The sequence below is a fragment of the Lutispora saccharofermentans genome, assembly GCF_024363565.1.
Taxonomy (GTDB): domain Bacteria; phylum Bacillota; class Clostridia; order Lutisporales; family Lutisporaceae; genus Lutispora; species Lutispora saccharofermentans.
Genome location: NZ_JAJEKE010000025.1, coordinates 36260 through 49488, shown reverse-complemented (window position 1 = coordinate 49488; position 13229 = coordinate 36260). Strand labels below are relative to the sequence as shown.

The following is a 13229-nucleotide window of genomic DNA, read 5'->3' as shown; positions in this document are numbered from 1 at the left end:
ATCACCATGTTATAAAAAAAGATCATTGAAGATATTATTACTATAATAGAGCTTTTTCTTCGGAAGCCAAGTTTTCTCACCACCTTTAATATGAATTATTATATCTTTATTTAATTATATAGCAGCTCTGCACAGAAATAATATAAAAACCATGTTAAATATGACATTTCCTATACCACTTATGCATAATGAGTTCAAAATGGGAAAATAGTGTGATATATTGCAGGTAAGATACATATGGGAGGTGGTTGCTTTGAGAGTAAAGCATAATCTTTTGAGCATGATAGCATGTTTGGCTCTATTTATGGCAAAGACTTCCGTGGGAACATGCTGCTATTGGGTGCTTTATCAACCTAAGATGCCGGACAAGCTAAGACAGTAGAATTGAGTGAATGAGTTAGAAAGAAAACGAATAATAAGGGAGGGAGATGATTAAATGAAAGGCTATAGAAAAATGTTGTTCTTTACTTTAGTTGTTTTTGTTACATTATTTACATTAACGAACTTAACTTTTGCAGATTTATTTTGCAGGATGGACATTAATCATGTATCACCTAATTATCCAGTATATTGCCCTAATAACGCAAGTGGAGATGGTCGCCATCAAGGCTTTTCTTCACTTACTAAAGCTAAGATAAATGGAACAACATATAATGCTCACGAATGGGATTGTGTATGTGGTTCAGTAATTATTACAGTATGGGATTTGGGTAATTATTACTTTTATCCAGATGATGCTACTTGGACACATACACCGGGTTTTCCATATATTCCTGGATCATACCAGTATTGGGATGTAAAAAAATTACGCAGCGGCAACCCAATAGATTGGAAATTTCCATATTAATAATAGGATGATTTTCTTAATATAAATTATCTGGAGCTAAATATTTAGTTCCAGATAATTTATTATGGACTTTAGTCTATTGAGCACGGAATCATGTGAAACAATAAACCATCTGTAAAGAAGTGGATGGTTACAACTCACTCTCTGATCTTTATAGCTGAATACTCGATAGGCTTATTATCATAATTAGTAAATAGGTCTGTTACTCTTTTGAAATCATCTTTTTTAGGACCATCCATTACCACATAATACTCCCTCAATTGGAATAACTTCCATTGTTCATCCTCTTCTTTAAAAATGTACATCCTATAGAGTCGACTTGTACTATCGTCTACGGGCGCATTAATAAAGACAATTTTACTTGTTTTTTTTGAATCCGTGCACACCTTAGACACATTATAAATTATAGGGGTTTTTACTGACGGCGCATAAATTCCTCCAATACTATTTATTTTATCTATTTTTTCTATGTATGATTCATAGAAATAAGAGTGGAGTATTTTTTTAGCATTTGCCTTGTATTCATCTAGTTCTAACTCTCTAAGCTGTAATGATATTAAATTTTTTTCATTATCAACGGCTGCTTCAATGACATTATCGTCTTGTGATATTGCTATTGGCTTTGAAGTACAAGCTGTTGCTATATAAGTCAAAAAAACTACTAGCAATAATAATTTTTTTCTGCTATTGTTGTTGCCTTTATGCATAAAAAGTCTTCCTTTCTATAATAAATTTATAAAGCCACATATAGTATACATTAAACAAAATTAGAAAAGAAGATTAAACACCATACTAAATATGACATTTCCTCTACCACTTAAGCATAATTAGTTCATAATAGTGCTTTAATCTGATATATTGCATATGTATAGTAAGCAGTATCCCCTTTATTCGAGAGCGCCTATCTAATTTCTATCTGTTCATAGCTATTTTGCTTATTTTGATATATATTCCAGCAGATAATCCCAACAGACCTTAGCTATTCCTGCTGAAGCATTTACTTTATTGTCTATTTAAAAGGAACAAATAAAGTTCTTATACGAGTGGAATCATTATGAGAAAAGTGCTTTTTCAAAAGCTTTTCTAATATAAGGCTTGTATTTCCTGCTTACAGGTATTATTAAATCAGATTCATAAAAGGCTATTTGATCTGGTTTTAGTTCTTTAATTTTGCTTATATTTACTATATATCCCTGATGGCATTGGATAAAAGTCTTCATATTTAATTTTTCGATAAGGGCTGTCAGTGTGCCGTAAAATTCATATGGCGCGACAATTGTATGTACTATTATTTTCCTGAAGCTTTTTTCAAAGCATATTATATCATCATATCTTATAACAATATTTGAATTTTTATTGTTAATAACTAATATTTCATGTTTTTCTTTGTAGGTTTTGATTTCGCTAACGCGAACTAATATATCTCTCATCAAGGTTTCAAAGCGGCTGAATGTAACAGGTTTGATCAGATAATCAAAAGATCTTACCCTAAAGGCATCTAAAGCATAATCCGAGTATCCGGTGATATATACTATGACCGCATCATCAAATTGCTCTTTTAATTTAATTCCGGTTTCAATACCATTTAACCCTTCCATTTTGATATCTAGAAAAACTATATCAGGCTTAACCGTGCTTATCTTATTTAAAAGTTCTTCACCACATGTTGTATAAATAATATTTGTATCATCCAATCTCATGGAATCTATATAAGAGCTAAGAGTATCAATTTGCACAGAATCATCATCACATAGAAAGATGTTTAAATGCACATTTGCTCATCCTTTCCTTCCTATATTATACCATTTAAACATATTAAAAGGAAATATAATGAAAGTATGATGCTAAACATGACATTTTAGAAACTGTGTGATGAATCTAAAAGAATCTTTAGAATTAAATTTAGCCATGATATTGGATGAATCATACTATGAGCATGAAAGCAAAATATTTGTTGAGGATTTAATAAGTTATTTGCCAAGCCTGCAAAGAAGAGTTATAAAAGAAAAGTTTTTGTACGGGTATTCTTATAAGGAAATTGGGGACAGGCTAAACATTTCGCGACAAGTTGTAAACGGTATAAAGAACAGAGCTTTAAACAATCTGAGAAAGCTAATTTAAGAACAGGAGGTTGAGAGATATGGAAAATGAAATTATGAAAATTGCAGCATCCCAAGGAATATGGGCAGCTTTAAGCATTGTTCTTATTTTATATATTTTAAAGGCGCAGGAAAAACGTGATTTGAAGCAGGAGGAAAGAGAGGAAAAGTATCAGACGATAATATCAAATCTTTCAGAAAAATTCAGCATAATGGAAGAAGTAAAAAATGATGTAAAAGAGATTAAAGATTTTGTATTTAAAAAAGATAAATTATAAAAATTTTATAATAAAAGTGACATTTACATTTTAGAGTTAAAAGCGTCTTTGATGAGTGTATAACAATTAACCGGTTATTGCTTATATAAAATAATTCAATTATAAATTAAAATGAAAAGGAGAGAATTTATTATGGGATGGACATTAATAGATAGTAGTTATAAAGACTACACCGCTGCACAGATTGCAATTAAGATTAATAAGGAGAGACAAACTAATTTTTCTACTCTAGCTGCCGCTTTTGCTAGTGTTGCTATAGGGTTTTTAACCCACGATTTTTTCAATCAGCATGTACTAGACATTAAAAAGAGTGTAAAAAGTATTTTAGCCGCAATTGGAATCATAATAAGTATAGACTCAGCAGCTAATGCGCTTTTAAATAATTATGATTCTGCGCAATTAGAACCAATACTTGAGACAATTAACAATCAAGGTGGAAAAGTAAGAATATACACAGAAGTTTATGAATATTCAACTGGAAGTGGTAATAGTCAAACTTGGAAGACAGAAACAATTTATGAATACATAGGATAAGACCTATGTAAAGGAGCTGCTGCAAATAACCTAATAGATTAATTTGCAGCAGTTCTTTTTATAATTATAGGAGAGCCTTAATTTTCTGCAAATCTAAATTATTTAAGAGTATCAGGCTAAATAGAACATAGATAGCTTTAATAATTATTATAGTACGTAATAAGCATAACTATCGTATTAATTAGAACCATTATGAGAAAAATAATCATTAAAGCAGTTAAAATTATATTAAAATATTTTGATTTAATTTTTAAAAATTTAATAGAAATATTTCGTACAATACTGATAAAAAATACTATAAATGCATATATATATGTCTTTTTAAGCATTATTTGCAAGAATTCATTTACATACAATGGTCGACGCCATACTATAAATCCAAGTATTATAAATAAGATAATTTGGCATATATAAATTATGTCTGATAGTAAAGATGATAAATCCAGGTTTTTTTTTGAATTCATTATTTTACCCCCCGTTATAAAATAAGTACGCTCTCGAAAACTCTGAGAGCCTGAGTGATATATATTTCAAGGTTCAAAATTTCTGCTTCACCCCTACTTTTTCGACATAATTATCTTCAATTTTACCAGGGGCTTTAATTGAATCCCATTCATTAGTAAAAGTATTACCGGTAAATAAATAAAAATAGCCAAAAGCCATTTAGCTAGATTCAAGAAAACCACCTCCAATTAATACTTTTTAAAATGCATAGGAAATTTTAAAAATGTATGCTCCTCTTAATTATACCATAAATTCCATATAGAAATAAACTTAAGTATCATGCTAAATATGCCATTTCCTTTGCCGTTTAAGCACATCCTGACCTATTTGCAGCAAGGCCTTTTCCGAGGGGGCGGTAATAAGATGCTTAATCAATTAACATGGAGTTTAATAGGACTTAATATGGAATTAACAATGCTTAGCTATACTCATATATAGATGACAGGCATTAAGTATGAGCAAAGGACTGATGAGATGCTTAAGGGAGCAAAAAGATTTTCTGATATATCTATCAGGTTTAAGATATTGATAGTCGTTATAATTTCAATTCTTATTCCGGTAGTGCTTTCCACATATACATCCCGGCACATCGTATTACAGAAAATAAGCGATGAATGGGAATCCAGGCTATCAAATGGCTTGGACTCGGCAAGGTACTATTTTGAAGATTATCAGCAAAAGGCCAAAGATAATGCCTCCATACTTTCAAGCTTCTCAGAGCTGCGCAAATATACGATGGAAGGCAATAACCTTAGCGCTTCTCAATTTTTAGTTCAGTTAACAAGCGAGCTTGGATTGGATTTCGTTATGATAGCAGATGAGAATAAGAAACTGATATCGAGAACAGATCAGCCGCTGAAATCCGGTGACGATCTTTCTGATGACTTCATGGTTAAAAGCGGTCTTGCCGGCTTTAAGGCAGTTTTAATACAACCAACGCAAAACGCCATATGCATACAGTCGGCGGCCCCCATGAAATCAGATATTGTTGCTACCGGAGTGAAGACCATAGGCACGGTAATAACACAATACAACCTTGACAAAAGATTCTTGGAGCATATAAAAAGGTTAAACGAATTGGAAGCTACATTATATCTAAAGGATAATATCGTATCTACATTTTTAGATGATAAAGCAGATGACTATAATGAGGTGAAAAACTCTCTTCAAATAGATAAGAACATAGAAGAATACCTGCTCAATGATCAAAAAGTCCGGTTTGAGAGTAGGCAAATAAGAAATAAAGATTATTATTTAGCTTATGGGACGCTATTGAATACAAAAGGGGAGGTTGTCGGATTGTTGTCGGTAGCCGTTCCTCAGGACAACATAGTAAAAGCAAAATCCGATATGAATCTATATTTTGGGATTATAATATCTTTAGGATTGATAATAGGATTGGCTGCGGCAATATTTATATCAGGAAAAATTGTAAAGCCCGTAAAAGTACTCGTCAATGATACAAGGTTTGTTGCCAATGGAGATTTGAATTATATGTCTTCTATTAAAAGTAATGATGAAATAGGACAGCTTTCTGAAGAATTCAACAACATGGCTGTTTCTTTAAAAAGTTTAGTAAAGCAGATTATAAATACGGTAAATACGACTGCATCATCGTCTGCAATGCTGAGCCAGTATATAGATGAAGTAAGGAGTATATCCGAAAGCATTGAAATAACTTCAGAGGATATAAAGTCAGGCTCTAAGGAACAGTCAAGCTACCTGGAAGAGGCTAAGGGCGAACTGGATGATGTTTTACACTCTGCTGTAGAAATATCGGATCAAACGGTGGAAATACTTGATTATACGAATAAAGCCAGGAAAATAGTTGAACAAGAAGCCGCAACATTAAGAGCGCTTAATGAGAATATGAACTTTACAAAGGATACCATCTTGAATATGGAAGCAAGGGTCGGCAGCTTTGGGACGAATTTAGAGCAAATCAAAGGTGCTACTGATCTAATAACTTCAATAGCAGCCAAAACTAAGCTTCTTGCCCTTAATGCGGCCATTGAAGCTGCAAGAGCAGGAGATGCAGGCAGAGGCTTCGGCGTTGTTGCTGCAGAGATAAGACAGCTTTCCGATGAGTCCCAAAATTCAGTAAAAAGCATTGAAGCAGTAGTCCAAGACTTGTTTTTAGAAATGAAAGCAACTGCAGAAGTGGCGGAGAAAAGCGTTGAACAATTTGAATCGAGCAATGATATAGTGATCAAAACTGAAAATTCTTTTATTAAAATCGTAGAAAGTATAAACAGAATTAATGATATGATCGGAGAAATTTCAAGAAAATCAGAGTTGCAAGCTCTTAATACAGATAGAATATCAGCATACATGAATGACATAAATGCCATATCAAAGAAAAGCTATGATCAATCTCAAACATTGTATGAAGGCTCTGTAAGCCAAACCAAAGGTTTAGTCAATGTTTCGGAAGAATTGGATGATCTATTGAAAAGCATAGAAGATTCACACGTTGCCGTTAAAAAATTTAAAATATAGCTAATAAGAAAGCTGCTCAATGTTGGTTTTCTCTTCTTCCTTCCCCCTCCTATATGAGCAGCTATTTTTTATTTCTGTCAATATATAAAAAAGTTGCTTTCCCATTTTATTTTGCATTTCTTTTTCAGGATGCTAAGCTGCCTTGACACCTCTACAGGAGATTTAAATTTATGCTTTTTGTTATCAACTACAGCGATGGAAAGAGAAATAATGGGAAATTTTTCTACTGTACCATGCCTGTTTGTTGACATGATGTATCCATTATTTTTATCAGCTTCAGTGTAATAATTTTTTACTCTGTTATCGAATACCTGCATTATATCGCTGCAGGTTTTTTCAATATCATCTAAAGCGACTATAGCAACGAAGTCGTCTCCCCCAATATGTCCTATAAAGCTTTCATAAGAATTTGAACTTAAGCATTCCTTAATGATATTAGCAGTGAGCCCAATGATCCTATCCCCATTTTCAAAACCATATGTGTCATTATATGCTTTAAAATTATCCAAATCAAAATATATGATATATTTATCTTCATCCAAATCCAGAGTTTTTTTGATATTCTGTTCGATTAAGAGGTTCCCCGGCAAACCCGTTAAAGGGTTTAATTGCTTGGCAGTGTTAAGCTCCAATTGGGTTATATGCTCCAACAAGCTTTTTACAGTAGTAATTCCATAATATTTATTATTTTTTGTTATGATAATGTAATCATATAAGTTTTCCTCTCTTCTGTTTATAGCTATATTTGAAACTTGAGCAAGAGCCGTGTTGTAATCTACAATAAGAGGGCTATTATTCATGAGAAGCTTGATGGGGCGATTCATAAAAATAGCTACTCCATATTGAGTTCCCAGCTTTGAATAGAAGTCATTTCTCATTAAAAGCCCCGTGGGGACCCCATTTTCGACAATCGGCAGCCCTTGTATATCCGTATTAGCTTTGAATATGTCATTGACCGCGCTTCCTGTTGCGCATGGATTTATGGGGCTGTCGAATCTGGCTATTTCACCTATAGGTATGTTGTGCATATTATTGACATATTGATTTTGATTTTGTGCCTGCTTTTCTGTTATCATGCTCTTTACGCCGGGGCTTATTTGCAGAAATTCAGGAGAAGGTTTTTGAAGCAGATACCCCTGGCCATAATGTATGCCGAACCTGATCAAGGTGTTTAACTCATCCGGGGTTTCGATGCCTTCTGCTATAATTTTCATATTTGACGAATTTGCAAATTCCAGCAATGCCTTTACCAGGGCTTGATTCAATGCTTTTTTATCAATATTTCTGATGAGGTCCATATCAAGCTTGATGTAATGAGGATGTGTTTCGGCAAGCATCTTGAGGCCCGAATACCCTGAACCTGTATCATCTATGGCAATCCTGAAGCCTTGATTTATATAGTTGTCTATTGATTTTTTAAATGTTTTATAATCTTCTATGCATGTGCGTTCTGTTATTTCAAATATTATATTTGCAGCATTTATACCGGATTTTTCTATAAATTCCTTTGTAAATCCGCTTTTAAACTTTTCATCATTAATTATTTTGGGATCGACATTGATGAAAAGCATTTTTGAAGGGACAATATTCTTTGCTTTTTCAAGTGCCTTCAGCCTGCAAAGATATTCAAGCTCCCAGATCATATTATGTTCTTCGGCAGCCTTAAACATCATGTCAGGTCTTTCTAAAGGGCTTCCTGCGGGCCCTCGGCTCAGGGCTTCATAACCTAATATATCGCCGTTTAATAGTGATACTATTGGTTGAAATACCGTTCTTATGTTTTCTGTTCTTATTATATCTTCCAGGATTTGTTTCATTTCGTATCCCCCTATCTGTTAGAAAATATAGCATATAGTGTTCTGGGCAAATATTTTTGCAGTAATTGAAAATGCCTCTTCATTGATGAAAAGGCATTTTCAGCATTGTAAGCCTTATATATAAAAGCATTAGAGGGAAATCTAATGCTCTATTTTTTTAATAGATCTAATGCTGATTGAGGCACATAAAATCTTCCGTTAATATAAACAGCTACTTCTCCATTTAAGTCAACGGTTTTATTATCTAATTTGGCTGTGCTTTGATTTGCTTTTATAGTCAGGGTTTTTCCATTTTCATCAAGAGTCAATACATTATCGGAGATTGAAGCGCCTTTTCTTTCTGTTACGTCTACAAATAATTTTTTAGTTACTTCTTCTAAGCTTAATCCGAGTGAGGAAGCCACAAATTTGGAAACATCAGTATTTTCATTGACTCCTATTAGAGGCGCTTTGCTGACTTTTTCCGGAGTGTAGAGGTATACAGGCACATCTTCACCGGTATGTCCACCTGTAGTATAAGCGATATAAGCTTTTTGATTCATTATTTTGATGAGATTGCTGCTTGTCGGCTCAGTCTTGAAGATTGTGATCAAACGGTTTACCTTTGCGTTATTGTAGGTGTCTCTGTCTTTTGAAGTAATATCGGCTGGTGTATAACCGGCAGGGTTAATGCCATAAGCCTTCAGGACTTCATCAACATTTGATTTATCTTCTTTGAGCAAAGCCATGGCACCTTCTGCAGTTTTTGTTGCGCCTTTTAAAGGAGTCAAAATGCTGAATGGTGCGGAGTCATATCCTAATAAATCATAACTGCCTATAGAAATGCCGCTGTTTCCATGGTCTGTTACTGCAACAACTATTGTATTGCCATCCTTTTTAGCAAAATCAACTGCTGTTTTAAAAGCCTCATCAAAAGCTAAAGTATCGGTAACAATACCTATAGTATCATTGGCATGGGCTGCCCAGTCTATTTTGCTGCCCTCGACCATGAGGAAGAATCCATCTTTATCTTTGTTGAGCACATCGATGGCTTTTGCCGTCATTTCTGCAAGGGAAGGTTCTTCACTTGCTTTTCTGTCTATATCATAAGAAAGATTATCTGTTGAGTTAAAAGCGTTGGAAAAATTACCCCAGAGCTTTGCAGCCTTTGATTTTTCCATTTCAGCTTTGTTGTTTACTATTTCATAACCCTTAGCTTTTGCTGTTTCAATAATATTCAACTCTTCCGGTTTTACTTTAGAAGCTCCTGTGCCTAATAATACGTCGATATCCTGGTTTAACATCTGCTCTGCGATTACGGCATAATTACTGCGTTTTTCTTCATGGGCGCTGAATGCTGCCGGTGTAGCATGCATAAATTCAGATGTCGCAATGAGCCCTACTGCTTTTCCTTTTAACTGTGCTGCTTCAAGCAAAGTAGCCTTTGGAGTTTTGTCCGGATCAATGCCTAATACACCATTAAGGGATTTATGACCTGTTGCGTAAGCTGTTCCTGCAGGAGCTGAATCTGTAATGGGGCCCTTAGCCCAGGTGGTAGTTACAAGCCCTGTAACAAATTGATCCATGAATAATTTTTCAGAACCGCCTTCGTTTCCGCTGAGTAAATATCTTGCAATAGTTGTGGCGTTGACACTCATTCCATCGGGAATAAGAAAGATTGCATTTTTAACAATGCTTGATCCTGAGGTGGGAGCTGCTGCGCTTACATTTGCTAAGCTTAGAGAAAGCAGCATTACTACTAATGTCATGACAGCAATGAATTTTTTTGTTGATTTTATCATTAATTATTTCCTCCTCATAATTTGATTTGATATCTTAAGTCAAGATTAATTCATTAATGCAAAGGAGATATTAAGACAGTGTTAAATTCAGGTAAAATTATTCTATATAAAGACACTTACTCAATACAATAGAAAAGAAAGCTTAAAAAAGGTGCAGAAGAATCTCGGAATGCCTTGACATATTACCAATATACGTCTATTTTAATATTAAATATTAGGATGGACGGTGATTGTTATGAATTATATAGAAAGAAGTATGGAGAATACGTTGCGAAAGGCCGCTAAAATGTTTTCAGTGATTTTAATTACTGGAGCAAGGCAGGTTGGTAAAACAACGTTATTAAGGCATATGGCAAAAGATATTCCATATTTAACGCTTGATGATCCATTGCTTCTCCATAGCGCGGTTGAGGAAGCGGGCAGTTTCTTCAAGGCCACGCAGCCGCCTGTCATTGTTGATGAGATACAGTATGCACCGAATCTTTTTCCATATATTAAGATGATCGTAGATGAAAGTAAGAAAAAGGGGCAGTTTTATTTGGCGGGTTCACAACAGTTCAGGATGATGAAGAATGTGAGCGAAAGCCTTGCAGGAAGAATTGGTTTGCTCAATCTGCCGGGATTATCGCTGCGAGAGATTAAAAGCGATCAATTTAACGAAGCGTTTATCCCGACAGCAGAGTATTTTGATAAACGAAAAGCAGCTTGTGAAAGTTTAAAGTATATGGAGATATGGGACATAATACACAAAGGTTCAATGCCTGCAATGCACGCTGAAGACATGGATTGGCAGATGTTTTATGCTGCCTATACCAAAACCTACCTGGAGCGGGATGTAAGAGAATTGACTAAGGTTGGCGATGAACTGAAATTCTTGAAGTTCATGACCGCTATCGCCGCCAGAACCTCTCAAATGTTGAATTTGAGCTCTATTGCCAGTGAAGTGGGAGTCAGTGTACCAACTGCAGATAGATGGTTGTCAATCTTGATTTCATCAAATATTGTGTATTTGCTTCAACCTTATTACAACAATATAACAAAGCGGGCTATAAAAACGCCGAAGTTGTATTTCCTTGATACAGGACTTGCAGCATATCTGACAAAATGGAATACTCCTGAAGTGCTTGAAGCAGGAGCCATGGCAGGAGCTTTTTTTGAAACATTCGTAGTCGCAGAGATACTAAAGAGCTATTATAATGCAGGGATTTTAGAACCAGCATTGTATTATTACAGGAATAAAGACCGGAGGGAAATTGATATCATCATCGAGCAAAATGGCATGCTTTATCCAGTTGAGATTAAAAAAACAGCAAATCCGAGTAAAGAGCATATAACAAGCTTCTCCGCTCTAAATAGGATTAATGGAATAAAAGTAGGAACAGGCGGAGTTGTTTGTATGTATGATAAATGTGTGCACATAGACAAAAGCAATGTAACAATACCTATAATGTATTTGTAGAAAAGTATTGAGACTTTTTCCTGATTTACCCGTCTTAATTTGTAAAGAAATGATACGGAGTGCGAGGAGGCTGTAATGTGATGCTTTTTCTGGCTGCCATAGAGGACGAGCAGGATAGAAGCAAGGTTGAAGCTTTATATGCAAGATACAGCAAGGATATGTTTAAAGTAGCATACAGAGTATTGAAGGATTATCAATCGGCTCAAGATGCGGTACAAGCTGCTTTTATAAATATAATCAATAATTTAGAAAAAATAAGTGAAATAGACTGTAACAGAACAAGGGCTTTTGTTGTTATTATTGTTAGAAACATTTCTATTAATCTATATAGAAAGGGGAAAAAAATCTGTAATATGGAATTGGAGGCTTTGGATGAGATCTTGCCGGATGACGGAAAGGCTGTTGAGGAGATAGTAATCGATTCAGAGATGCTCAATTTGATAGCTTCAAAGATTAAAGAACTGTACCCCCCGCATTCTGACATCATATCACTCAAATATTTTTATCAGTACACTAACGAGGAAATAGCCGCTTTGCTCAATATAACTGAGGAAAATGTGAGGACTAGGCTCCATAGAGCAAGGCAAAGTTTTTTTAAGCTATTATCACAGGATGGGGAGTTGTGTGAAGATGAGCGACTTTTTAGAGCAAAAAGCAAAAGCTAAAGCGAGAATGCTTGAAGCTATTCTTGGATATGCCGGAGCCTGCCATGTGGGAAATATAGCAGAGGAAATACAGCAGGACAAGGCTGAAGAAGAGCCTGCCTTTTCTTCTGAGCTGGATGAAAAAATCAAAAGCATAATAAATCAATACAATAGAAAAGAAAGCCTGAAAAAGTTCAGGGGAATCTCAGCCAAGCTATTGAAGAGCGCGGCAGTAGTATTTTTTATATTATTTATAGGCTCTTCAATCCTATTATTCAGTGTTGAAGCTTTTAGAGTAAAAGCTATAAACTTCATTATGGAGATAAAAAAGGAGTATACGGAAATTAGAACAAAAAGCCCCGGGGAGGACGCCGCGCTAAAAGAAATATATCTTCCGGATTATATACCGGAGGGCTTTGAAATATCAAAGACTGAGGTATTCTCGGCCTCAAAGATTATTCATTACTCAAATGATAAAGGTCAGGTAATTGCATTTGCCCAATATAATAATGAAAATGCCAGTTTAAGAATAGATACGGAAGAAGCAAAAGTAGAAAAAATCGTTATAAATGGCTCCGAAGGTTTGCTGGTAGAAAAAGAACAGCTTATAACAATCCTTTGGCATAACGATAATTTTTCATTTTACCTAAAATCAAAAACAGATAAAGATTTGCTCATAAAAATTGCAGAAAGCATAAATTACAAAAAATAAAATTTTTTAGAAAAGATATGAGTATGCTCATCAATACCTATAAGTATAAAGATTG

General features: G+C 34.6%; 13 protein-coding genes. 9 read left to right on the top strand and 4 right to left on the bottom strand.

Annotated features, from left to right (window positions below; translation table 11 throughout):
* The first annotated feature begins 253 nt into the window (after nt 1-253).
* Both LJD61_RS18975 and LJD61_RS18970 read left to right on the top strand, forming a co-directional pair.
* Nucleotides 254-382, top strand: a complete 129-nt coding sequence (locus tag LJD61_RS18975; RefSeq protein ID WP_255229151.1) for a cyclic lactone autoinducer peptide — start codon at nt 254-256, stop codon at nt 380-382.
* Between the two features lie 54 nt (nt 383-436).
* On the top strand, nt 437-847 hold the full coding sequence (locus tag LJD61_RS18970) for a hypothetical protein (protein ID WP_255229150.1): 411 nt from the start codon (nt 437-439) through the stop codon (nt 845-847).
* Between the two features lie 137 nt (nt 848-984).
* Here LJD61_RS18970 and LJD61_RS18965 read toward each other — a convergent pair whose 3' ends face one another.
* On the bottom strand, nt 985-1554 hold the full coding sequence (locus LJD61_RS18965) for a hypothetical protein (RefSeq protein WP_255229149.1): 570 nt from the start codon (nt 1552-1554) through the stop codon (nt 985-987).
* A gap of 345 nt (nt 1555-1899) precedes the next feature.
* Nucleotides 1900-2619, bottom strand: coding sequence for a LytR/AlgR family response regulator transcription factor (locus LJD61_RS20630; protein WP_255229148.1), 720 nt, complete (start codon nt 2617-2619; stop codon nt 1900-1902).
* 100 nt (nt 2620-2719) lie between these two features.
* Here LJD61_RS20630 and LJD61_RS18955 point away from each other — a divergent pair, with 100 nt between their 5' ends.
* The 4 genes from LJD61_RS18955 (at nt 2720) to LJD61_RS18940 (ending at nt 6761) form a co-directional block, all read left to right on the top strand.
* Nucleotides 2720-2968 (top strand): sigma-70 family RNA polymerase sigma factor, encoded by a 249-nt coding sequence (locus LJD61_RS18955; protein ID WP_255229147.1) that lies wholly within the window; start codon nt 2720-2722, stop codon nt 2966-2968.
* A 19-nt stretch (nt 2969-2987) separates the two neighbouring features.
* A complete protein-coding gene (locus tag LJD61_RS18950; protein ID WP_255229146.1) occupies nt 2988-3224 on the top strand; it encodes a BhlA/UviB family holin-like peptide in 237 nt (78 codons plus the stop codon).
* 132 nt (nt 3225-3356) lie between these two features.
* On the top strand, nt 3357-3758 hold the full coding sequence (locus LJD61_RS18945) for a hypothetical protein (RefSeq protein WP_255229145.1): 402 nt from the start codon (nt 3357-3359) through the stop codon (nt 3756-3758).
* A 978-nt stretch (nt 3759-4736) separates the two neighbouring features.
* Nucleotides 4737-6761, top strand: coding sequence for a methyl-accepting chemotaxis protein (locus LJD61_RS18940; RefSeq protein ID WP_255229143.1), 2025 nt, complete (start codon nt 4737-4739; stop codon nt 6759-6761).
* A 77-nt stretch (nt 6762-6838) separates the two neighbouring features.
* On the opposite strand, the gene LJD61_RS18935 is transcribed toward LJD61_RS18940, so the two are convergent.
* Both LJD61_RS18935 and LJD61_RS18930 read right to left on the bottom strand, forming a co-directional pair.
* Complete coding sequence (locus LJD61_RS18935) at nt 6839-8578, bottom strand: GGDEF domain-containing protein (RefSeq protein WP_255229142.1); 1740 nt, start codon at nt 8576-8578, stop codon at nt 6839-6841.
* Nucleotides 8579-8727: 149 nt separating this feature from the next.
* Nucleotides 8728-10359, bottom strand: coding sequence for an alkaline phosphatase (locus tag LJD61_RS18930; RefSeq protein ID WP_255229141.1), 1632 nt, complete (start codon nt 10357-10359; stop codon nt 8728-8730).
* Between the two features lie 235 nt (nt 10360-10594).
* Here LJD61_RS18930 and LJD61_RS18925 point away from each other — a divergent pair, with 235 nt between their 5' ends.
* The 3 genes from LJD61_RS18925 (at nt 10595) to LJD61_RS18915 (ending at nt 13174) form a co-directional block, all read left to right on the top strand.
* A complete protein-coding gene (locus LJD61_RS18925; RefSeq protein WP_255229140.1) occupies nt 10595-11818 on the top strand; it encodes an ATP-binding protein in 1224 nt (407 codons plus the stop codon).
* Between the two features lie 80 nt (nt 11819-11898).
* Nucleotides 11899-12483, top strand: coding sequence for an RNA polymerase sigma factor (locus LJD61_RS18920; protein ID WP_255229153.1), 585 nt, complete (start codon nt 11899-11901; stop codon nt 12481-12483).
* The gene (locus LJD61_RS18915) at nt 12449-13174 is read left to right on the top strand and encodes a DUF4367 domain-containing protein (protein ID WP_255229139.1); all 726 of its coding nucleotides are present in this window, start codon (nt 12449-12451) and stop codon (nt 13172-13174) included. Before LJD61_RS18920 ends, LJD61_RS18915 begins: the two co-directional genes overlap by 35 nt.
* Nucleotides 13175-13229 lie beyond the last annotated feature (55 nt).